This window comes from Microbacterium sp. 10L49, assembly GCF_056395125.1.
On the sequence record NZ_JBFTIW010000003.1, the window covers coordinates 325,843 to 346,743 of the forward strand.

23 protein-coding genes are annotated in these 20,901 nt (G+C 70.5%); 14 read left to right on the plus strand and 9 right to left on the minus strand.

Annotated elements, in window-relative coordinates; genetic code table 11:
- Positions 1–79: 79 nt before the first annotated feature.
- Positions 80–643 carry a DnaJ family domain-containing protein gene (locus AC1DCT_RS09400; protein ID WP_441977988.1) on the minus strand — a complete coding sequence of 188 codons (564 nt, stop codon included), beginning with the start codon at positions 641–643 and terminating at the stop codon, positions 80–82.
- Positions 644–991: 348 nt separating this feature from the next.
- Between AC1DCT_RS09400 and AC1DCT_RS09405 the strand changes: the two genes are divergently transcribed.
- The 3 genes from AC1DCT_RS09405 (at position 992) to AC1DCT_RS09415 (ending at position 4,546) form a co-directional block, all read left to right on the plus strand.
- Entirely contained in the window at positions 992–2,506 is a 1,515-nt protein-coding gene (locus tag AC1DCT_RS09405) for an HNH endonuclease signature motif containing protein (protein WP_477428755.1), read from the plus strand.
- Between the two features lie 269 nt (positions 2,507–2,775).
- Positions 2,776–4,107 (plus strand): MATE family efflux transporter, encoded by a 1,332-nt coding sequence (locus AC1DCT_RS09410; RefSeq protein WP_477429650.1) that lies wholly within the window; start codon positions 2,776–2,778, stop codon positions 4,105–4,107.
- 91 nt (positions 4,108–4,198) lie between these two features.
- Positions 4,199–4,546, plus strand: coding sequence for a hypothetical protein (locus AC1DCT_RS09415; RefSeq protein WP_477428757.1), 348 nt, complete (start codon positions 4,199–4,201; stop codon positions 4,544–4,546).
- A gap of 56 nt (positions 4,547–4,602) precedes the next feature.
- Here AC1DCT_RS09415 and AC1DCT_RS09420 read toward each other — a convergent pair whose 3' ends face one another.
- On the minus strand, positions 4,603–5,298 hold the full coding sequence (locus tag AC1DCT_RS09420) for a TrmH family RNA methyltransferase (protein ID WP_477428759.1): 696 nt from the start codon (positions 5,296–5,298) through the stop codon (positions 4,603–4,605).
- A 136-nt stretch (positions 5,299–5,434) separates the two neighbouring features.
- On the opposite strand from AC1DCT_RS09420, the gene AC1DCT_RS09425 reads away from it, so the two are divergent.
- Positions 5,435–6,724, plus strand: coding sequence for an Nramp family divalent metal transporter (locus tag AC1DCT_RS09425; RefSeq protein ID WP_440734365.1), 1,290 nt, complete (start codon positions 5,435–5,437; stop codon positions 6,722–6,724).
- 88 nt (positions 6,725–6,812) lie between these two features.
- Here the strand turns inward: AC1DCT_RS09425 and AC1DCT_RS09430 are convergent, their stop codons facing one another.
- The gene (locus AC1DCT_RS09430) at positions 6,813–7,337 is read right to left on the minus strand and encodes a DUF1003 domain-containing protein (RefSeq protein ID WP_477428761.1); all 525 of its coding nucleotides are present in this window, start codon (positions 7,335–7,337) and stop codon (positions 6,813–6,815) included.
- A gap of 382 nt (positions 7,338–7,719) precedes the next feature.
- On the opposite strand from AC1DCT_RS09430, the gene AC1DCT_RS09435 reads away from it, so the two are divergent.
- From AC1DCT_RS09435 to AC1DCT_RS09455, 5 genes are all read left to right on the plus strand, one after another.
- Entirely contained in the window at positions 7,720–8,070 is a 351-nt protein-coding gene (locus AC1DCT_RS09435) for a hypothetical protein (protein WP_477428763.1), read from the plus strand.
- 112 nt (positions 8,071–8,182) lie between these two features.
- Positions 8,183–8,815: a metal-dependent transcriptional regulator gene (locus tag AC1DCT_RS09440; RefSeq protein ID WP_477428765.1), complete on the plus strand. Its 633-nt coding sequence runs from the start codon at positions 8,183–8,185 to the stop codon at positions 8,813–8,815.
- Positions 8,816–9,041: 226 nt separating this feature from the next.
- Positions 9,042–9,869 carry an HAD-IIA family hydrolase gene (locus AC1DCT_RS09445; RefSeq protein ID WP_477428767.1) on the plus strand — a complete coding sequence of 276 codons (828 nt, stop codon included), beginning with the start codon at positions 9,042–9,044 and terminating at the stop codon, positions 9,867–9,869.
- Between the two features lie 3 nt (positions 9,870–9,872).
- On the plus strand, positions 9,873–10,445 hold the full coding sequence (locus AC1DCT_RS09450) for a YdeI/OmpD-associated family protein (RefSeq protein ID WP_477428768.1): 573 nt from the start codon (positions 9,873–9,875) through the stop codon (positions 10,443–10,445).
- The gene (locus AC1DCT_RS09455) at positions 10,442–10,609 is read left to right on the plus strand and encodes a hypothetical protein (protein WP_477428770.1); all 168 of its coding nucleotides are present in this window, start codon (positions 10,442–10,444) and stop codon (positions 10,607–10,609) included. Before AC1DCT_RS09450 ends, AC1DCT_RS09455 begins: the two co-directional genes overlap by 4 nt.
- Positions 10,610–10,716: 107 nt before the next feature.
- On the opposite strand, the gene AC1DCT_RS09460 is transcribed toward AC1DCT_RS09455, so the two are convergent.
- Both AC1DCT_RS09460 and pyrE read right to left on the minus strand, forming a co-directional pair.
- On the minus strand, positions 10,717–11,643 hold the full coding sequence (locus AC1DCT_RS09460; RefSeq protein ID WP_477428772.1) for an ROK family protein: 927 nt from the start codon (positions 11,641–11,643) through the stop codon (positions 10,717–10,719).
- A gap of 133 nt (positions 11,644–11,776) precedes the next feature.
- Positions 11,777–12,352, minus strand: coding sequence for an orotate phosphoribosyltransferase (pyrE, locus tag AC1DCT_RS09465; RefSeq protein WP_441977975.1), 576 nt, complete (start codon positions 12,350–12,352; stop codon positions 11,777–11,779).
- A 153-nt stretch (positions 12,353–12,505) separates the two neighbouring features.
- Between pyrE and AC1DCT_RS09470 the strand changes: the two genes are divergently transcribed.
- The 3 genes from AC1DCT_RS09470 (at position 12,506) to AC1DCT_RS09480 (ending at position 15,784) form a co-directional block, all read left to right on the plus strand.
- Positions 12,506–13,048, plus strand: coding sequence for a YbhB/YbcL family Raf kinase inhibitor-like protein (locus tag AC1DCT_RS09470; RefSeq protein WP_440734373.1), 543 nt, complete (start codon positions 12,506–12,508; stop codon positions 13,046–13,048).
- Positions 13,049–13,175: 127 nt separating this feature from the next.
- Entirely contained in the window at positions 13,176–13,607 is a 432-nt protein-coding gene (locus AC1DCT_RS09475; protein WP_441977959.1) for a GlcG/HbpS family heme-binding protein, read from the plus strand.
- Positions 13,604–15,784 (plus strand): malate synthase G, encoded by a 2,181-nt coding sequence (locus tag AC1DCT_RS09480; RefSeq protein ID WP_477428774.1) that lies wholly within the window; start codon positions 13,604–13,606, stop codon positions 15,782–15,784. The genes AC1DCT_RS09475 and AC1DCT_RS09480 overlap by 4 nt, the downstream gene beginning before the upstream one ends.
- 86 nt (positions 15,785–15,870) lie before the next feature.
- Here the strand turns inward: AC1DCT_RS09480 and AC1DCT_RS09485 are convergent, their stop codons facing one another.
- On the minus strand, positions 15,871–16,398 hold the full coding sequence (locus AC1DCT_RS09485) for a DUF6611 family protein (RefSeq protein WP_477428776.1): 528 nt from the start codon (positions 16,396–16,398) through the stop codon (positions 15,871–15,873).
- Between the two features lie 219 nt (positions 16,399–16,617).
- On the opposite strand from AC1DCT_RS09485, the gene AC1DCT_RS09490 reads away from it, so the two are divergent.
- Positions 16,618–17,469 carry an exodeoxyribonuclease III gene (locus tag AC1DCT_RS09490; protein ID WP_477428778.1) on the plus strand — a complete coding sequence of 284 codons (852 nt, stop codon included), beginning with the start codon at positions 16,618–16,620 and terminating at the stop codon, positions 17,467–17,469.
- Positions 17,469–18,341: an HAD family hydrolase gene (locus tag AC1DCT_RS09495; protein ID WP_477428780.1), complete on the plus strand. Its 873-nt coding sequence runs from the start codon at positions 17,469–17,471 to the stop codon at positions 18,339–18,341. Before AC1DCT_RS09490 ends, AC1DCT_RS09495 begins: the two co-directional genes overlap by 1 nt.
- A 5-nt stretch (positions 18,342–18,346) precedes the next feature.
- On the opposite strand, the gene AC1DCT_RS09500 is transcribed toward AC1DCT_RS09495, so the two are convergent.
- From AC1DCT_RS09500 to AC1DCT_RS09510, 3 genes are all read right to left on the minus strand, one after another.
- Positions 18,347–19,111, minus strand: coding sequence for a hypothetical protein (locus AC1DCT_RS09500; protein ID WP_477428782.1), 765 nt, complete (start codon positions 19,109–19,111; stop codon positions 18,347–18,349).
- Between the two features lie 89 nt (positions 19,112–19,200).
- Positions 19,201–20,514, minus strand: a complete 1,314-nt coding sequence (locus AC1DCT_RS09505) for a C2 family cysteine protease (protein ID WP_477428784.1) — start codon at positions 20,512–20,514, stop codon at positions 19,201–19,203.
- Positions 20,514–20,795: a hypothetical protein gene (locus AC1DCT_RS09510; RefSeq protein ID WP_477428786.1), complete on the minus strand. Its 282-nt coding sequence runs from the start codon at positions 20,793–20,795 to the stop codon at positions 20,514–20,516. Before AC1DCT_RS09510 ends, AC1DCT_RS09505 begins: the two co-directional genes overlap by 1 nt.
- Positions 20,796–20,901 lie beyond the last annotated feature (106 nt).

The window sequence follows — 20,901 nt, forward strand, 5'->3', positions numbered from 1 at the left end:
GCGTCAGGTGAGCGCCTCGTTCCAGTGGGGTCCGGAATCAGCGTCCCGAGTGCGGTGACACGGATCCGGATCCGGTCCGTCAGGCTTTCCGGAACCAGCGCTTCTTCCGCTCGGCGGCGGGGGCGGGCTCGACCCTGGCTGCCTCCCGGCGGTCGCGCCGCTCGTGCCAGGCCTCGAGCTCAGCCTCCACGTCGCGGGGCTTCGTCACGACGGGTGGCCCGCCGAGCAGCTGACGCCTGGCCTCGATCACGCGGCGATTGAAGTCCTCCACCACGGCGCGCACGTCGTTCTCGCTCCGCAGGTCGTCGAGCTGCGAGTCGAGTTCGCGGTCCTCGACGCGCAGCATCAGCGCCGGCGGACCGAGGCCGGTGAGGTTCTCCCGCTCGATCTTGCGCCGGATCCACCAGTCCGGATCGTGATGGTCGCCGAGCCCGGGGATGGGCTTGCCCGCTCCAGGGAGGTCGTCGAACTGACCCTGACGGATGGCCACCTGGATCGCGGTCTCGACGATCGCCGGCATCGTCTCGGCGTTCAGGACCGCGGGCGGGGCGGTGGGCGGCGTGGTGGCCGCGCTGGACTCTGGGGGCGTGCGGCCTAGCAAGCGCTCGGCATGCGAGCGGCGCCGGTGCGCTTCATCCGTCATGACGCTCCTCCGGTTCTGGTCGGACCTCGGGTCCTTCCAGACTACGGGGATGCGGGTGGCGCGGCGTCGGGTTCGTTTCGCCCCCTCCTTCTGCGCCCGTTCCTTCCATCCCTCGTTCCTTCATACTTCGTTCCCCCTTCTGTTCGTTTGCCCGCCTGCTCCGCGCGTTTGTCCCTCCGCTCAGTGGTCGCGAATTGCGGTTATTCGGGTCGGAGAACCGCAATCTGCGACCACCGAACACGTCCGGTTCGTCCTCCACAGGTGCGGATTCTGACGAGATCTCCACAAGTTTGGTTCTGCGGCCTGATCTGGGGTTCGAATGTCGGTGGCCCGGAGTTGAATGAGGGTATGACATCCCCGTTGCGTGAGGCTCTGGAGCAGGTTCAGCACCTGCTCCAGCAGGCGAGCGTGCGGAGTGAGCTCGACGCCCAGTTCGAGGGGACAGAGGATGCGGAGACGATCCGGGTCCTGCGCGAGTGCGGGCAGGTGCAGCGCCTGCTGGACGCGGCGATCACCAGCGCGGTGGCGCGCGGGCGCCACCGCGACACGGGGTTGCCCTCGGAGAAGATCACCACCTTGGCTGGGTGCCGGGATGTCACGGAGCTGATCCGGCGGGCGCTGCGGGTCGACGCCGGCACCGCGCGCGGGTATGTGCGAGCCGCCGACGCCGTGGGCAAAGACTTCCTGCTCTCCTCGGGCGAGCACACCGCAGCCCGCTACGAACATCTCGGGCAGGCGCTCAGGGACGGTGAGCTCTCGGTCACGGGACTGCTCGCCGCCATCAGCCCGGTGGAACGTGCCGGTACCCGGATCAGCACGGACGAGCGGGAAGCGGTGGACGCCCTGCTCGCGAACACCGCACGCGGGTTGGACCTGGCCGATGAGCACGGCCGGCCAGGGCCGGCACCGTCGACGGACGAGCTCGCCGATTACGCACGGGCGTTGATGCTCGCCCTGGACCCGGACGGTGCCGAACCCGACGACGCCAAAGCGGACCGGTCCCGCAGTTTCTGGATCGGGAAGCTCCGTGACGGCACGCACCCGTTCGGCGGGCGCGCCCTGCCCGAGGTCGCCGGGCTGCTGCAACGGCTGATGGACGCCTTCAACAACCCCGCCGCACCCAGCTCCCCGAACCTCGACTCCGGGACAGTCACCTTCGAGACCGACGACACGGACCCGGCGGGTCCTGATCCTGCGGTTGATTCGGATCCTGGTCTCTTCGACGGTCTCCCCGCTCCCGAGGACCCGCGCACCCCGGCACAGCGCAACCACGACAACTTTGCCGCGATCCTGCACGCCGCAGCCGCCTCCGGGGCCACCCCCGACCTGGGCGGGGCGGCACCGACCCTGGTCGTGTCCGTCACCGCGCAGGATTACGCCGCCGGGCGCGGGCGGGCGTTCATCGAAGGCACCGGCACCGACGTGCCGTTGTCCATCGCCCGGCACACCGCCTGCACCGGCGGGATCCAACGGGTCCTGTTCGACGAACACGGACAGATCGTGTCCATCGGGACAACCGCCCGTATCTTCACCGCGATCCAGCGCCGCGCCATCCAGCTCCGGGACCGGGAATGCCTCATCCCCGGCTGTCACGTCCCCGCCACCTGGTGCGAGATCCACCACGTCCAAGAACACGCCCACGGCGGCCCGACCCACACCAGCAACGGCGTCGCCCTGTGCTGGCACCACCACCGCACCCTCGACACCTCCGGATGGCAGATCCGCATGAACGCGGGCGTCCCCGAAATCCGCGGACCAGCCTGGTGGGACCCGCACGGCACCTGGCACCGACCGCGCATCCGCGGCGGCGACCCGCAGCACATCCGCCGGATCTTCGCCGACGCCCTCGGCCCACCCGGATGACCGCACGACGGAGACTGCATATGACGCCGGCCGCCGAACCCCACGGGGCGGCCCGCCGACGCGGACGAAGCGGGACGGCGAGACCGATGCGAAGCCGACGCGGGACCGAGGGCGGACCGATGCGGGTCGATGGAGGACCGGCGGAGGCGGACGCCGGACCCGCGCGGGCCGCCGCCGGCCCGCCGCAGACCCGTGTCCCCGCCGGCCCCTAGGCTCGTACAGTGCCCTCCCCGACGCCGAACCCGCAGCCGGGCGACACCCCGCGTGGTGTGCCGCACCCGGACTCGGCGCCGACCCTGAACCGCGAGATCATCCGCCTCGCCGTACCCGCCCTCGGCGCGCTCGTGGCAGAGCCGGCGTTCCTGATGGTCGACGCGGCGCTCGTCGGGCACCTCGGCACGACGCCTCTCGCGGGGCTCGGCATCGCGTCGGCGGTCCTGCAGACCATCGTCGGGCTGATGATCTTCCTGGCCTACTCGACCACGCCGGCCGTCGCACGAAGGTTCGGCGCCGGCGAGCATGGCGATGCCGTGTCGGTCGGCATCGACGGCATGTGGCTGGCGCTCGGCCTCGGTGCGGTGCTCGCGGTGATCGGGTCCCTGCTCACCCCCGCGGTGATCCCGCTGTTCGGCGCCACTCCCGCAGTCGCAGCGCAGGCGGCCGCCTACCTCGCGCCGTCCATGTGGGGGCTGCCCGCGATGCTCGTCGTCTACGCGGCGACGGGCCTGCTGCGCGGCATGCAGGACACCGTCACCCCGCTGTGGATCGCGGGCATCGGCTTCGCCGCGAACGCGCTGCTGAACTGGCTCTTCATCTACGGCTTCGGCTGGGGCATCGCCGGATCCGCGTTCGGCACGGTCGTCGCCCAGTGGGGCATGGTCGGGGCGTACGTGCTCGTGATCGGGCGTCTGGCGCGCCGGCACGAGGCCTCGGTCGCACCGGAGCTCGCCGGAATCCGCGGATCCGCGCGCTCCGGCGGCTGGCTGTTCCTGCGCACCGTGAGTCTGCGAGTGGCACTGCTCGCGACGGTGGGCGTCGCGACCGGTATCGGCACGCGCGAGCTCGCCGGCTGGCAGGTCGTGTTCACCATCTTCTCCGCCGCGGCCTTCGCGCTCGACGCCCTCGCGATCGCCGCGCAGGCGCTCATCGGCAAGAGCCTCGGCGCGACGGATCCGAACGGTGCCAGGCACGTACTCGCCCGCACCGTCGCGTGGGGCGCCTGGTTCGGCGTGATCGTCGGAGTGCTCATCGCGGCGCTGTCCACCGTCATCGGGCTCGCCTTCACCGGCGACCCGGCCCTCGCCGCGCTGATCCAGCCCGCACTCATCGTGCTCGCCGTCGCCCAGCCCATCGCGGGCATCGTGTTCGTGCTCGACGGCGTGCTCATGGGAGCCGGCGACGCGCGCTACCTCGCCCTCGCCGGCGGACTGAACCTCGTACCGTTCCTGCCCGCGCTCGCGATCATCGCGGCGACCGGGGTGAACGGCGTCGCGGGCCTGATCTGGCTCGCCGTCGCGTTCTTCGGCGTCTACCTGTGCGCAAGGCTGGCGACCCTCGGCCTGCGCGTGCGCACCGGACGCTGGCTCTCGATCGAGGTCTGAGGAGGACGGCCTCCGCGGCTCGATCCGGATCCGTCCGCACAACCCGGAAGTTCGCCGAGGTGTGCACCGGTCCCGCGATGCACGGCGCGCGATGCCGTCAGTCCTGGAAACCTGGACGGATACGCGCGAGACTGGAGGGGTGCTGACCATGAATGAACCGCAGGTGTGGACGCTGATCGGCGTGTTCGCAGCCGGAATGTTCGGCATGGTCACTGTCGTGACCACCATGTTCACGCGCGTGCTCCGCAGCGAGATCGGTGGCCTGCGTGCGGAGGTCAGCGGAGAGATCAATGGCCTTCGTGCAGAGTTCAAAGGTGACCTCGCAGAACTGCGCACCGATCTGAAGGGCGAGATCGGTGGCCTTCGTACCGAGATCCGTTCGCTCGACCGAGACGTCAGCGCCCTCATGAAGCACACCTTCGGCATCGACCGCGACTGACCATCGATCCGGATCCGTCCGCACCCAGAGGCCGGCGTGCGACCAGGCGGATGCTCTCAGCCGGCGTGCCTCCGGCACCACTCGTACATGATCACGGCCGCGGCCGCTCCGGCGTTGATCGAGCGGGTGGATCCGTACTGCGTGATCTCGACGTGCCCTGACGCCGCCGCGAGCGCCTCGTCCGACAGCCCGGGCCCCTCCGCGCCGAACAGCAGCACGCAGCGCTCCGGCAGATCCGCCCGGTCCACGGGCACGGCGCCGTCGAGGTTGTCCACGGCGATGATCGGGATGCGCTCGGCCTCTGCCCACGCGGTGAACGCCTGCACGGTGTCGTGGTGCATCACGTGCTGGTATCGATCGGTGACCATGGCTCCGCGCCGGTTCCAGCGCCGTCGTCCGATGATGTGCACGGTGTCGGCGAGGAACGCGTTGGCGCTACGCACGATCGAGCCGATGTTCATGTCGTGCTGCCAGTTCTCGATCGCGACGTGGAAACCGTGCCGCCGGGTGTCGAGGTCCGCGACGATCGCCTCCATCCGCCAGTACCGGTAGCGGTCCACGACGTTGCGCCGGTCGCCGTTCGCGAGCAGCTCGGGATCGAGGTGATCTTCGGCAGGCCACTCCCCCTCCCACGGGCCGACGCCGTGCGTGGGCTCCGGTTCGGGCGCGGGCTCGGGAGCACGCGCTGGCTCGGGTGCAGCAGTGGACTCGGGCGTGGGCTCGGACTCGCCGACGACCTCTGGATCCTGCATCCCGCCAGCGTATCTGCGCGCGATCCCCCACCCGGCGCTGTCGAGCGGGCGCGCCCACCTCGGGTCGTCGAGCACGCACGCCCGCGAACGGGATCCGACTATTTCGGCGCACCTAAAAGTGGGGTAGGTTTTCGGTGTGCCTAAATCCACGGTGACCTTCGCACCCTCGCGCGCCGATGCCGCGGCGTCCGCCCGCGGTGCGGCGCTGCTCGGCCCTGCGCTGGTGGCAGGAGTCGCCTATGTGGACCCGGGCAACGTCGCCAGCAACATGACGGCGGGAGCAGGCTACGGCTACCTGCTGGTCTGGGTGGTCATCGTGGCGAACGTGATCGCGTGGCTCGTGCAGTACCTCTCCGCGAAGCTCGGCGTCGTCACCGGGCGCAGCCTCCCCGAGCTGATCGGCGACCGGCTGCAGCACCGGTTCGCGCGGCGCGCGTACTGGCTGCAGGCCGAGCTCGTCGCGATGGCGACCGACATCGCCGAGGTCATCGGCGGCGCGGTCGCGTTGCAGCTGCTGTTCGGGATCCCCCTGCTGCTCGGCGGCCTCATCACGGGCGCGGTCTCGATGGCGCTGCTCGCCGTGCAGGGCCGACGCGGCGCCCGGCCGTTCGAGTTTGTCGTGATCGGCCTGCTCGCCGTGGTCACCATCGGGTTCCTCGCCGGGCTGCTGGTCGCCCCGCCGGATCCGTCCGCCGCCCTCGGCGGGCTCATGCCGCGCTTCACCGATTCCGGATCCGTGCTGCTCGCCGCCTCGATCCTCGGCGCGACGATCATGCCGCATGCGATCTACGCGCACTCCGCCCTCGCCAGGGACCGATTCGGATCCGCCCCCGTGCACCCGGGCGGAGACCCCGAGCCGACCACGCGCACCCCGATCGCGCGGCTGCTCACCGCCACCCGATGGGATGTCACACTGGCGATGGTCGTCGCGGGCGCCGTGAACCTGGGCATGCTGCTGCTGGCCGCCGCCACGCTGCCCGGCGTGGACGGCACCGACTCCCTCGAAGGGGCGCACGCCGCGATCAGCGCGCAGCTCGGTCCGCTCATCGGCACCCTGTTCGCGGTCGGCCTGCTCGCGTCCGGCCTGGCCTCGACCGCGGTGGGGGCGTACGCGGGCGCCGAGATCATGCACGGCCTGCTGCGGATCCGCATCGCGATGCCGGTGCGGCGACTCATTACGCTCATCCCGGCGCTGCTGATCCTCGGGCTCGGCGTCGACCCCACCTTCGCCCTCGTGCTCAGCCAGGTGGCGCTGTCGTTCGGGATCCCGTTCGCGCTCATCCCCCTCGTCGCGCTCACCGCCCGGCAGCGCACGCTCGGGCGCTACGCCAACCGACCGTGGACCACGATCGCGGGCATCATCGCCGCCGCCCTGCTCATCGCGCTCAACGCCGTGCTGCTCTGGCTGCTGCTGAGCGGGTCCTGACACCGGACCGGATCCGGCGTCCGCGTTTCCTGACCGCGAGACTGCAACGGAGTAACGAGACAGCGACTCAGGCGTGCAGTCTCGTTACTCAGTTGGAGTCTCGCGGTCGAAGGGACCCGGATCCGGATCCGTTCTCGGACACGGCCGGTGAGTCGCTTCCGTCCTCCTGGACGTGCGCCTCCGCCCGGACTTCGGCCCGGGTCTCCGCCGCTCTCGCCGTCGCCTTCGCGGCGGCCACCTCGGTCGCGACGTCCTGCGCATCGACGTCCGTCGCGGCCGCCCCACCGGTCTGCGCCGGTACCAGTGCGCGGGCGATCCCCTGCAACTCGGCGATCATCTCGAGCTGGCGACGATTGATCTCCAGCAGCGCCTCGATGTCGACCCTGGCGGCGACGTTGGTGTCGAAGTCGTGCTGAGCGAGCGCGGCGGAGATCGCGTCCTGCCGCTTCGCGGCGATGAGCAGGATCGCGCCCTGCAGACCGGCCAGCATGCTGAGGAACAGGTTCAGCAGGATGAACGGATAGGGATCCCACGCCGTGCTCTTGATCGTATTGAGGATCCACCACACCGCCATGAACAGCACGAACCCGCCGACGAAACCCCAGCAGCCCATCGCGTTGCGCAGGCGATCGGCAGACCGCTCCCCCCAGTGTGAGGTGCTCCTGCGCCTGTTCGTGCCAGGTGCTCTCCGGCAGCGGGCGTGCGCTGCTCTCCGGCAGTCGCCCGAGGAACGCATCGAGGTCCTCGCTCGAGATGGCCTGCTGGCTCGACATGGTCTGCTCCCTCGCCCGCCCGCGCCGTCGCGGGGTCGGACCCAGTCTCCTGCGTCGTCCCGGCATGCCATGGCGGCGCGCTGGGCGGGGCGACGCGGGGGTCCTGGCGGATCCGGCCCCGTCCCCGGGGCCGGGCCGGGGCGCAGCTCACACGCCCGGGATCCATCGGACGGACGATACGGCGCAGGCAGGACGCACAGCCTCCGCCGGTAGGCTCGAGGGATGGCCAGATCCCGCCGCCCGTCCGCCGCGCAGCGCGCCGCCGAGAAGGCCGAGGCGCAGGCATCCGCACGCCGGGCCGTACGCATCTGCACGTGGGCATCGCTCGTCACGGGCGCACTCGGGATCCTGCTCCTCGCCGTTCCGAAGCTGCTGCCGGCGGGCGGCCCCTGGGTGCAGCTCGCATTGGGTGCCCTGACCCTGATCCTGTCGTTCCGCGCTCGCGCGATCGGCATGCGCGGCGTCGAGGGCTTCGACGGGCGCCTCTCGCTGCTCGGCGCGTTCGCCGGCTTCGGGATCATGTTCTTCGCCGGCCAGGCCGCGTTCGCCGTGCTCTCCGCGATCGGCCACTGACCTCGTTCCTCCGGGGCCCTCGCCCCGCGTGGCCCCGGGGGCTGAGCGCCGGGCGCCAGTCGCGCTCGCGGGGCCGGCTCGTGCCGAGAGCCGTGCCGGTTAGGCTGGACCCGTGGCATCCCCTGCGGCCGACGACTACCTGAAGACGGTGTTCGCGCACACCGAATGGCAGCCGGCGCCGATCACGCCGTCGCAGCTCGCCGCGAAGCTCGGCATCGCCCCGTCCAGCGTCACCGAGATGGTGAAGAAGCTCGCCGTCGCCGGCCTCGTCTCGCACGTACCCTACGGCGCAGTGCGCCTCACCGAGGAGGGGGAGCAGCGCGCCCTCGCGATCATCCGCCGACACCGCCTCATCGAGACCTGGCTCGTGCGCGAGTTCGACTACGCGTGGGACGAGGTGCACGACGAAGCGGAGGTGCTCGAGCACACCATCAGCGACCGTCTGCTGGAGGGCATCGATGCACGCCTGGGACGGCCGCGATTCGATCCGCACGGTGATGCGATCCCCGACGCAGACGGCCGCATCGAGCGCGAGCCGTTCGTGCTGCTCGCCGACGCCGCCACCGGCCACGCGGGCCGGGTGCTGCGCGTGGACGACCGTGATCCCGAGCTGCTGCGCGCTCTGGAATCCGCGGGCCTGGTGATCGGCGGCGAGGTCGTCGTCACCGGCGACGGACTGCGGATCGAGGGTACGGACGTTCCGCTCCCCTCCGACGGCGCCGACGCGGTCTGGCTGTCGGCCTGACGGCGGTCATCAGATCCACGGCACCGGTTCTGCAGCACCCAATCCGCGGCACCGGATCCACGGCGGCCGCTCGGCGGCAGCGGGTGTCGGCGTGCCGTATTCAGGACGGATCTCGCAAGATGGCGTGAACATGGCCGGATCCGGGCCTCCAGAGCAGATCCGACCTGAATTACGCACGGGGCCACGCTGTCATCCCCCCGTAATCCGGGGGTCCTAGGCTGGGCGCATGGCACAACGCGACGACATCGAATGCTGGCTCACCGACATGGATGGTGTGCTCGTGCACGAGAACGACGCCATCCCCGGAGCGTCCGAGCTGCTCGCCAACTGGGAGAGCAGTGGCATCCCCTACCTGGTGCTGACGAACAACTCGATCTTCACCGCGCGGGATCTGTCCGCACGTCTGCGCACGAGCGGGCTGAACGTGCCGGAGGAGCGCATCTGGACCTCCGCGCTCGCGACCGCCGATTTCCTTCAGCAGCAGCTCCCCGGCGGATCCGCGTTCGTGATCGGCGAGGCCGGGATCCTCACCGCCCTGCACGACGCGGGCTTCATCATGACTGAGACGAACCCCGACTTCGTCGTGGTCGGCGAGACCCGCAACTACTCGTTCGAGGCGATCACGAAGGCGATCCGCCTGATCAACGACGGCGCCCGGTTCATCGTCACCAACCCGGATGCCACGGGCCCGAGCGCGGACGGACCGCTGCCCGCCACCGGCGCGATCGCCGCACTCATCACGAAGGCGACGGGCAAGGATCCGTACGTCGTCGGAAAGCCGAATCCGATGATGTTCCGCTCGGCACTCAACAAGATCGGCGCGCATTCCAAGCGCACCGGCATGATCGGCGACCGCATGGACACCGACGTCGTCGCGGGCATCGAGGCGGGCCTGCACACGATTCTCGTGCTCACCGGGATCAGCGACACCGCGGAGATCGAGAAGTACCCGTTCCGCCCGGACGAGGTCGTGCAGTCGGTCGCCGACCTGCTCCCCCGCATCACGGAGACGATCCGCACGATCCCGCAGAAGGCGCCGAAGACGAAGGGCTGATCCATGGGCGCACTCGACGAGGGCGAGCGGGTCGTCGCCACCGACGCCGCCGCCTGGCGGACCTGGCTCGCGGAGAACCATGCGACCGCGACCGGCGCCTGGCTGGTGCGGCCGCGGCCGGGGAACGAGGACGTGCACGTCGGGTACGAGGAGGCCATCCTGCAGGCGCTCTGCTTCGGATGGATCGACGGTCCGGTACGCAGCTTCGATGAGCGGATCGGCGGGCTCTGGTTCGCGCCGCGCCGCGCGTCCAGCGGCTGGGCGGCGACGAACAAGGCCCGCATCGCCCTGCTCGAGGAGGCCGGCCTGCTCGAGGCCGCGGGGATCCGCGCGATCGAGGTCGCCAAGGCCAACGGCGCCTGGAGCGTGCTGGACGGTCCCGAGGCCGGCATCGAGCCGGACGACCTCATCGCCGCGCTCGACGCATCCCCTGCCGGGCGCGCGGGATGGGACGCCTTCCCGCCGTCGGCGAAGAAGGTCGGCCTGACGCAGATCGCGATGGCGAAGCGGGCCGAGACCCGGGCCGCGCGCATCGCCAAGATCGTCGCCGACGCGGCGGAGGGGAAGCGGCCATGACGTCGAATCCGATCATCTGGGTCGCGGCCGTCATCGCGCTCGGCACACTCACCGCGTGGATCGTGCAGTTCGCGCGCAACTGCCGCGGCGGCTCCGCCCGCGACCGCGGCGCGTGGTGGGAAGGCCCCTGGGATGAGGACGACAAGGGCTCACCCGGTCGTTGAGCGCCCCTCGACCACCGGACCGGTGAGCGCGCCATTCCACAGGACTTTCGCACTTCTGTAGGACGGATCCGTGGATTCCGTCCTACAGAAGTGGAGCCTTCCTGGATCTATGCGCGCAGCACGAGCGCCGCGGCGCCGATGAGCGGCCCCTCGTCGCCGAGCCCGGAGCGCACGACGCGCGTGCGGCGGGAGTAGTCGTGCTGCGCGCTCTCGGTGAGCGCCGCCCGGACCAGGTCGATGTAGTCGTCGGCGACGCGGGAGAAACCGCCTCCGATCGCGACGACCTCCAGATCCACGAGCGTCGAGGCGTCGGCGAGCGCCGCACCTACCGTGCGGGCGGAGCGCTCGATCGCGGCGCGCGCGATCGCATCCCCCGCCTGCGCGTCGCGGGCCAGATCCTCGCCCTGCTGTCCCGACCATCCCTGCGTGCGGGCCCAGGCCACGCTCGCAGGACCGGAGGCGACCTGCTCCACGGTGAGCTCGGGTGTCGCATGCACCTGGCCGAGGTGGCCGGCGTTGCCCGAGGATCCGGGCAGGTAGCGGCCGTCCACGACGAACCCTCCACCGACGCCGGTCGACACCACGATCGACAGCGACGCCGCGGCGCCGCGCGTGGCGCCGTACCGCGACTCGGCCAGCGCGAGGCAGCCGCCGTCGTGCGCGAGCACGGTCTCGACGGCGTTCCCGTGCACCTCCTCGGCGGCGGAGCGCACGGCGTTGCGCAACCCGAAGCCGTGCGCTCCGGGCATGTTCACCGGGACGATCGTGCCCTGCACGCGGTCCACCGGGCCCGCGCTGCCGATGCCGGCGCCGACCAGCTCGTCATCCGCGCTCAGCCCGGTGAGGGCGTGGGCGACGACCTCCCCGACCGCGGCGCGCAGCGAGTCGAAGGTCGCGTCGGGGCCGGTCGGGCGGCGGCTGCGCGTGCCGTCCACCACGGTGCCGTCGGCGCGCACCAGGGCGGCCTCGAGCTTGGTCCCGCCCACGTCGACGGCGAGCGCGACCCGGCGGTCTGCGGATCCGGATCCGGTCATGCGATGCTCCTGATGTCGGGGACGGATGCACGATCCGGGGACGGATGCAGGACGGGATCCGGGATCCGATCGTGCAGACGTCGCAACGTCGTGCAGACGTCGCGGAGAGCCGCGGCCGAGGTCGCGGCGAAGGTCACTGCGGGTCGAGCCCGAGGTCGTCGAGGTCGATCGCGGCGAGCCACTGCAGGCCCGCTGCCTCGATCGCGGCCTGCGCGCCGGTCTTGCGGTCCACGATCGAGATGACGGCGACCGGCTCGGCGCCCGCGGCGCGCAGCACCTCGACGGCTTTCAACGGGGATCCGCCCGTGGTCGAGGTGTCCTCGACCACGACGACACGCTTGCCCGTGACGTCGGCGCCCTCGATCTGACGCCCGCGGCCGTGGTCCTTGGGCTCCTTGCGCACCACGAAGGCGTCGACCGGAGCTCCGGCGCGCACCGACTCGTGCAGGACGGCGTTGGCGATCGGGTCGGCGCCGAGCGTGAGACCGCCGACGGCGGCGATGTCGCCGAGTCCCTGCATCAGGTCGAGCACGATGCGGCCGATCGCCGGCGCCGCCCGGTGATCGAGAGTGAGCCGGCGCATGTCGACGTAGTACGTCGCCTGCTTGCCGCTGGCCAGCGTGAAGTCGCCGTGGAACACCGCCTCATCCTTGATCAGGGCGATGAGGGCCTGGCGGTCGGCTTCGAGTTCGGGGGTGCTGAGCGTCACGGCACAAGTCTAGGGCGGCGCTCCCCGGCCTCAGGAGCTCCCGGCGGATCCGGATCCGCGCTGGTCGCGTCCGGCAAGACGGTGCGAGGATGGGCCGTGGCCGCCACGGCGCCGCGAACGACGCGACGGCGCGGCCGTGACTGGAGGTTCCGCATGCTCGACGTCGACACCTACGCCGCCCTCGCCCGGCTCAAGCCCGTGCCTCCGCTGGAGCTCTCCAGCCCCGACTTCGACGCGGACGGCCCGCTGCCGGTCTGGGCGTGGTCCGCGTCCCGCGGCGGGGACGACCGCTCCCCCGGCCTGGTCTGGGGCGAGCCGCCGGCAGGTACGAAGAGCTTCGCCCTCTCGATCTACGACCCCGACGCCCCGACCGGATCCGGCTTCTGGCACTGGGCCGTCGCGAACCTCCCCGCCGACGTGCGCTCGCTGCCCGCGGGCGCCGGCGACGGCGAACCCGGATCCCTTCCCGCCCCGGCGATCACGGTGCCGAACGAGGCCCGCCTGCAGCGCTACATCGGCGCCGCCCCTCCCGCCGGCACGGGCGTGCACCGCTACGTCATCACGGTCGATGCGCTGGACATCGAGCAGATCGACCTCGACGGCGACGAGACGCCCGCCTACCTCGGCTTCAACCGGCACTTCCACGTGCTGGCGCGCGGGATCCTGGTCGGGACGGCGGACCCCGCCGTTCGCTGAACGAACCAGATGGGATACCAATTTCCGCCTCCTTCTTTCGAGATGTGGAACTTAAGCTTCACATTGTGGTAATCTCGCGTCGAGAGGTAATCTCGACATCGAGATAAATCACGCCGAGGAGACGCCGATGTCCACACACCGACAGACCGTCACGATCACGTACGAGACGGCCGCGCGCGCCGTGGCGCTCGCCCTCGAGATCGGCGCCGAGCGCGGCCTGCCGACAGTGGCCGCCGTCGCCGATCCGTCGATGACTCTCATCGCCTACGGCATGGCCGACGGCTCGACGCCGCACAGCGCCGACACCTCGCAGCGCAAGGCGAAGAGCAGCGCCTCGATCCGCCGCCGCACCGGACAGATCGCCGAGGCCCTCTCGGCGACCCTGCCCCTCGGCACGGGCGGCACCATGACCACGATCGACGGGGGCATGCCGATCTTCTTCGGCGAGCTCCACGTCGGCGGCCTCGGCATCGCCGGAGGTCCGCCCGCGCTCGACGCGGAGATCGCCCTGGAAACCCTGAAGCGCCTCGGCGCCCGCACAGAAGGAATGGAACTATGACCTCGTACCTCTCCCGCGCAGACCTGTCGGTCGCCGCGCCGATCGTCGAGTTCGCTGAAGCGTCGCTTGCCGATTCCGGTCGCGACGCCTCGGCGTTCTGGGCGGGCGTGAGCGAGATCGTGCACGACCTCGTGCCCCGCAACGCCGCGCTGCTCGCCCGGCGCGACGAGCTGCAGCAGCAGATCGACGAGTTCCACCGGCAGAACCCGGGCCAGCCGGATCCGGCCGCCTACCGCGCCTTCCTCACCGAGATCGGCTATCTCGTGCCGGTGCCGGAACAGGTCGCCGTGACCACCGAGAACGTGGATCCCGAGATCGCCACCATGGCAGGCCCGCAGCTCGTCGTCCCGCTGCTGAACGCGCGCTTCGCCCTGAACGCCGCGAACGCGCGCTGGGGTTCGCTCTACGACGCGCTCTACGGCACCGACGCGATCGAGCGCACCGGCGAGCTCGCCCCGGGCAAGGAGTTCAACCCCGCCCGCGCGGCGGCTGTCGTGTCCTTCGGGCGCGAACTGCTCGACGAGATCGCACCCCTGGCCGAGGGCTCGCACCGCGACGCCACCGGCTACCGCGTCGATGCCGACGGCCTCGTTGTGGCGACCGCGACCGGCGACCGTCGGCTGGCGGATCCGGCCCGCTTCGTCGGTTACACGGGCGAGGCCGACGCGCCCGACACCGTGCTGCTGGTGCAGAACGGCCTGCACGCCGAGATCCTCATCGACCACGACGGCCCCATCGGCGGCACCGACGCCGCGGGCGTGCAGGACATCATCCTCGAGTCGGCGCTCACCGCGATCCTCGATCTGGAGGACTCTGTGGCGGCCGTCGACGGCGACGACAAGGCGCTCGGCTACCGCAACTGGCGCGGCTTCATGGACGGCACGCTCACCGAGTCCGTGACCAAGGGCGGCAAGACCTTCACCCGTGCGCTGAACCCGGACCGCGTGTACCGCACCGCCGACGGCGGCGAGGTGACGCTGCCCGGCCGCGCCGTACTCTTCGTGCGCAACGTCGGCCACCTCATGCGCACCCCCGCCGTGCTCGACCGCAACGGCGACGAGGTCTTCGAGGGCATCCTCGACGCGATCATGACGGCGCTCGGATCCCTGCCCGAGCTCGAGGGCGTGAACAAGGGCACCAACTCGCGCACCGGATCCATGTACATCGTGAAGCCGAAGATGCACGGCCCCGAGGAGGTCGCGTTCGCGGCGGAGCTGTTCGGCCGCGTCGAGGAGCTGCTGGGCCTGCCCGCGAACACGATGAAGATCGGCATCATGGACGAGGAGCGCCGCACCTCGGCGAACCTCGCCGCTTCGATCGCCGCCGCGAGCGACCGCGTCGTGTTCATCAACACCGGGTTCCTGGACCGCACCGGTGACGAGATCCACACCTCGCTGCACGCGGGCCCGTTCCTGCCGAAGGCCGGGATCAAGGCGCAGCCGTTCATGCAGGCCTACGAGGACCGCAACGTCGCGATCGGCGTCGCGAGCGGCCTGACCGGCCACGCCCAGATCGGCAAGGGCATGTGGGCCGAGCCCGACCTCATGCACGACATGCTGCAGAAGAAGATCGCGCACCCGCTGGCCGGCGCGTCGACGGCGTGGGTGCCGTCGCCCACGGCCGCCACGCTGCACGCGCTGCACTACCACCAGGTCGACGCGTTCGCCGCGCGCGCGGCGCTGCCCCCGGTCTCGGCCGAGGCGCTCGACCGGCTGCTGGTGCCGCCGCTCGCGGATCCCGCTGCGCTCACGCCCGAGGTCGTCGCGACCGAGGTCGACAACAACGTGCAGTCGATCCTCGGCTACGTCGTGCGCTGGATCGACCAGGGCATCGGCGTCTCGAAGGTGCCGAACATCCACGACGTCGGCCTCATGGAGGACCGCGCCACGCTGCGCATCTCGAGCCAGCTGCTGGCGAACTGGCTACAGCACGGCGTGATCACCGAGGAGCAGGTCGACGACAGCCTGCGCCGGCTCGCCGTCGTCGTGGACGCCCAGAACGCGGGCGACGAGAACTACGAGCCGCTCGCCTTCGCGGAGGGTGAGCAGCCCGGCATCGCGTTCACCGCGGCCCGCCGCCTGATCACCGAGGGCGCCGCGCAGCCGAGCGGTTACACCGAGCCGCTGCTGCACGGCCTGCGCCGCGAGAAAAAGGCCGAGCAGGCCGCCCGGGTCTGACCCCTCTAACGCTTTCGAAGCGCGCAAATGGCTGCATCCATGCCCTGGATGCAGCCATTTGCGCGCTTTGAACGGACCCGTTCGGGTTACGACGCCGCGTGTGAGTACGTCGCGCGCCAGATCTGCTCGAATCCCTCCGGGTCCAGCTCGCCCGCGCGGTAGGACGCGCTCGCGTGCTGCATCGTCTCGGCGAGTGCGTCGAGCCGGCGCTGGGCGTCATGGTCGGGTCCGTAGGCGAGCAGGAGGGAACCGCAGGCGGAGACCCGCGCCGCGCCCCGGCGCACCGCGCGGGTGCGACGGGCGAGCAGCACGCTCACCAGGATCCCGACCGTCGCGATCACCACGATGGCGACCAGCGGCGAGATGCCGGCCGCCGCGAAGCCGATCCACGCGAGCAACGCGACGCCGGCGGCGACAGCGCCGTAGGACCGGGAGGCGTCGGCCCAGCGCCGATCGCGCTCCGAGACGTCCGGCGAGTAGATGACGAGTTCGCTCGACACGACGCCGTACCGGCTGACCGAGCGCGACAGGTAGCCCCAGGCCGGACGGGCCCGGCGGGCCATGCCGGTTGGATGCCCGTGCTGCGAGGGCGTGAACCGCTGTTCGATGACCATGGCTCCACCCTGCGCCGCCCGTCGCCGGGCCGGAGCCGTTCCCTACGGAACGCAAACGGGCGCGGGCCGGATCCCTGCGCTTCCCGAACGCCCTGCCGGGTTCGGGGAGCGACGCGGATCCGGTTCCGCATCGAGTCACGGCAGACATCGCTCCCTGAACGCAGTGCTGGATCCGTGGCAGGGCCGGGCGACGTCCCCGCCCGCCCGTAGGCTGGATCCATGCGCCTGGCCACCTGGAACGTCAACTCCATCCGCACCCGTGTCGCCCGCACCGTCGAGTTCGCCGTGCGCGAGGACATCGACGTGCTCGCGATGCAGGAGATCAAGTGCAAGCCGGAGCAGTTCCCGTACGCGCCGTTCGAAGAGGCCGGCTACCACGTCGAAGTGCACGGCCTGAACCAGTGGAACGGCGTCGCGATCGCCAGCCGCGAGCCGATGACCGACGTGCGCACCGCGTTCGACGGGATGCCCGGCTTCGCCAAGGGCCACGAGGGCCCGGACGCGCCGCAGGAGGCGCGGGCGATCGGCGCGATCGTCAACGGCGTCCGCGTGTGGAGCCTGTACGTGCCGAACGGCCGCTCGCTCGACGACCCGCACCTCGCCTACAAGCTGCACTGGCTGGAGGCGCTGCGCACCGCGACCGCGGCTGAGCTCGCGGCCTCGCCCGGCCTCCCGCTCGCCCTCGTCGGCGACTTCAACATCATCCCGTTCGACCACGACAACGGGGATCCGGACATCGTCGTCGGCAAGTCCACGCATGTCTCCCCCGAGGAGCGCGCGGCGTTCTTCGCCCTGGAGTCGGCGGGCGTGCACGACGTGGTGCGGCCGCTGCTGCCCGAGGGTTACACCTACTGGGACTACCAGCGGCTCAAGTTCCCGCGCAACGAGGGGATCCGGATCGACTTCGTGCTCGGATCCTCGACCTTCGCCGACGCGGTCAAGGGCGCCTCGATCCACCGCAACGAGCGCAAGGGCGAGCAGCCCAGCGACCACGTGCCGGTGGTCGTCGACCTCGAGCTCGGCGCGGCCGACGAGGACGACGACGACGACATGCCCATGATCTTCGCCTGATGAGCACCGTCGCGGATCCGGCCGAGCGCGACTCGACAGCGACGTCGGCCGCTTCCGGATCCCGGATCCGCCTGATCGCGACGGATCTCGACGGGACCCTGCTGGACCCGTCCGGGCACGTCACCGCCCGCACCCGGGCTGCGCTCGACGCCGCACGTGCCGCGGGCATCGTCGTCGTGCCCGTCACCGCCCGCCAGCCGATCGGGCTGCGCGCGATCGCCGCGGAGGCGGGGTTCGAGGGCTGGGCGCTGTGCGGCAACGGCGCGTACGGCATCCACCTCGGCACGCACGAGCTGCTGTTCGCATCCGAGATCGCGGTGCCGGTGCAGCAGCGGATCGCGCGGGAGCTCGGCGAGCGGGTCCCGGATCTGCTGTTCGCGAGCGTGCGCGAGGGCGGCGAGGTGTTCGTCGCGCAGGACGGGTACGCCGCTGTCGCGACCCTCAGCGACCACAAGCGCGACCCGCGCACGATGGGTGCCGTGCCGCTCGCCGACGTGCTGGCGGCGCCGAGCCTCAAGCTCGTGATCCGGCACGCCACGATCTCCCCGGCGGAGATCTTCGCCGTGCTGGGCACCCTGGATCAGGCTGGCTTCGCGGCGACGCTGTCCGGAGCGCCGTTCGTCGAGGTGATGGCCGAGGGCGTCACCAAGGCCACCGGGCTCGCGCAGCTGTGCGCCCGGCTCGGCATCGACCGCACCGAGGTCCTCGCCTTCGGCGACGCTCTGAACGACGTGGAGCTGCTGGGCTGGGCCGGCCGCGGCATCGCCATGGCGAACGCCGAGCCCGAAGCACTCGCGGCCGCGGACGAGGTCACCACGTCGAACGCCGAAGACGGCGTCGCGGTCGTGCTGGAGCGAGTGCTCGCGGACTGACGCCGTCAGCCCCGCGGGATCCGGTTCTCGTTGATCTGGCTGGGCCTGGTCGTGTTGAGCACGGTTGGCGTGCCGCTGGAGGTGTCGATGAAGTAGATCCCGTCCTCGCCCGCCTCGGTCACGGGGAACGCCCACGTACCGCCGACCGTCTCCGGCTGAGGCCCCTGCACGACCTGCATCGGCGAGGTCATCGTTCCCTTCAGCACCTCGATCGGGGTGAGGGTGGCGGATGTCGAGAAGTCGGTCCGTGGCATGCGCAGCGTGACGTGGTCGGACGCGCCGCGGGCGGTCGCGAACACGATGATGTCGGCCCGGGCAGTCCAGTCCTTCAGCTGCGCCTCGGTCGCCGCGGGTACATGCTCGGGGTGCCCGGCGAGCACGCGCTGGAAGGCCGGCAGAGCCCCGGCATCGTCCTGCACGCCGGTGTTGCCGAACAAGACGTAGCCCTCACCGTCGCGCTTGAGGGTGAAGACCCCGGCCCACTTGGCGTCGTACGACTCCTCGGTCGTATCGGTGAGGAAGTACCAGGTGCCGGCGGGCTTCGTCACCGTGATCGTCGTGGGTGCATCGCCCTTCAGCACCTGCTCCACCGTCACGGTGGCGGTCTGCGCCGTGCGCGGACGCGGATGCTCGGCATCGATGACAACGTCGACGGAATCGACCTTTCCGAACACGACGAGATCGGCTTCCGCGAGCAACTCCGCAACCGGCTCCTGCGGATTCGGATCCGCCGCCGCGGCGGACGGCGAGGGCGTGGACGATGTGCGCATGGTTTCCTCCTCGGGATGTGCGCTGCACGCGGTCAGCAGAAGGCACGCGGCGATGACGACGACGCCGGTGCGAACGATGGGCCCGCGCATCACTTCTGGATCTCCACGGCGGTGAAAGCCTTCGCGAAGTCCGCGAACGACATCGTGAAATAGCCGTCATCCGGGTCGTGCAGAGTGCCGCCGGCGTCGCGGATGGCCCCCTCGTGCCCGTTGTTGCTGCCCCATGGATTGCGGATCTCAACCATCGCCACACCGTCCTTGTCATAGGACCGCGTCACGGTGAGGGCGTGACCGCCTCCGTCGAAGCCGAGCGCGCCGTCCGAGGCGATCGCGACGACCGGACGACCGTGCGAGAGGGCGTCCTTGATCTGGCCGCCGCTGTCGTCGATGTCGTTACCACCGGTCAGCCAGTCCCAGATGCCGCTCTTGTTGTCCTTGTAGTCGGCATCCCCGCCGTAGATGGCCTTCATCACAGCCGCGGGGTCGCCGCCGTTGTCGAACTCCTCGAAACTGCCCTCGTGCACCTGGTATGCGCCCTCGATGACGCGCACCCAGTCGGCCTGACCGTCGTCGGGCAGCTGGTCGACGCGCACCGTGATGTCGCCGTCCTTGAAATGGACCGTGTAGGTGCCATCCGCGTTGGCGGTGATCAGATGCTTGATCTTGTCCGGGTCGCCCTTCGCGATCCCTGCGAGCACCGACAGCAGATAGCAGTCGCCGACACTGCCCTGGTCCACATCCGTCGGATCCGGATCACCGTTGGGGAACAGAGTGAGCGGCGTGACCTCCGGAAGCTCTCCCTTGCGGATGGCCTCCAGTCGCGGATCCGAGAGGCTCGTCACCGCGGAGGTGTACTGGGCGAACCAACTGACGTAGGTGTTGTTCCAGAGCGTCGCATTGTGACTCCATGCGTCATACGCATCCATCACCTCGGTCTCCGCCTTGGAGCGCTCTCGCTGCTTCTGGTCGTAGTCGGGATCGTCCGGTGCCGGTGCGGTCGACGACTTGTACGCGGCGAGCAGCCGCTGATACGTACGCCACTGCTCCTGGCAGGTGAGCGCCAGTTTGTTGAGCTCGGTCTGATAGTCGCTCGTCTTGGTCCCGTAGATCTCCAGCGCCTGCCCGATGGGGGCGTAGAGAGCGCTGGCGATGGCGAGCATCTGTGCTGCCTCTGCCACTCCCGACCTCAGCTTGTCCGTGGCCTTGCCGGTAATCCGCCACTCCGCGATCTCGGAATCCTTGATCATCAGCAGCTGCTGACCGACCTCCGTCATCAGCCGGCCGTAGCCGGACATCGCGTGACCCGCCTTCTGGACGGTATCCGGCTCACCGACCATCGATCGGATCTCCTGCCCGGTGCTGACCGCGACGCCCGCGGTGCCGCCCTCGACCGATCCACCCATCAGAACCACCGGTCCAGTCCGTAGTACGAATCGATGACATCGCTGATGTATCCGGAGACGTCCTCGAGAGAAGTGATGAGATCTTCGCGGCGGGACTCCCATTCACCGCGGAAGTCCCCGGCGAGTGCCTGCAGCTGCGGCTGCTCGAAAGGACGGTCGATCGCGCCGGCCGCATCGTGCGCGTTCTCGGGCGCATCCTTCAATGCGGTGATGATCGTCCTGATCGACGTGCGCACACCGTCCAGCAGGTCGTAGTCGATGACGACTTTCTCCGCACTCATGGTTCCCCCCGGAAGCTCCTGTGCTCTCGAGGCTACTGACCCTTCCGGATCGACGCGACGGGGAGAACTCCCCATGTGCCGGCGAAGGGGTCCGGGGCGACGTACT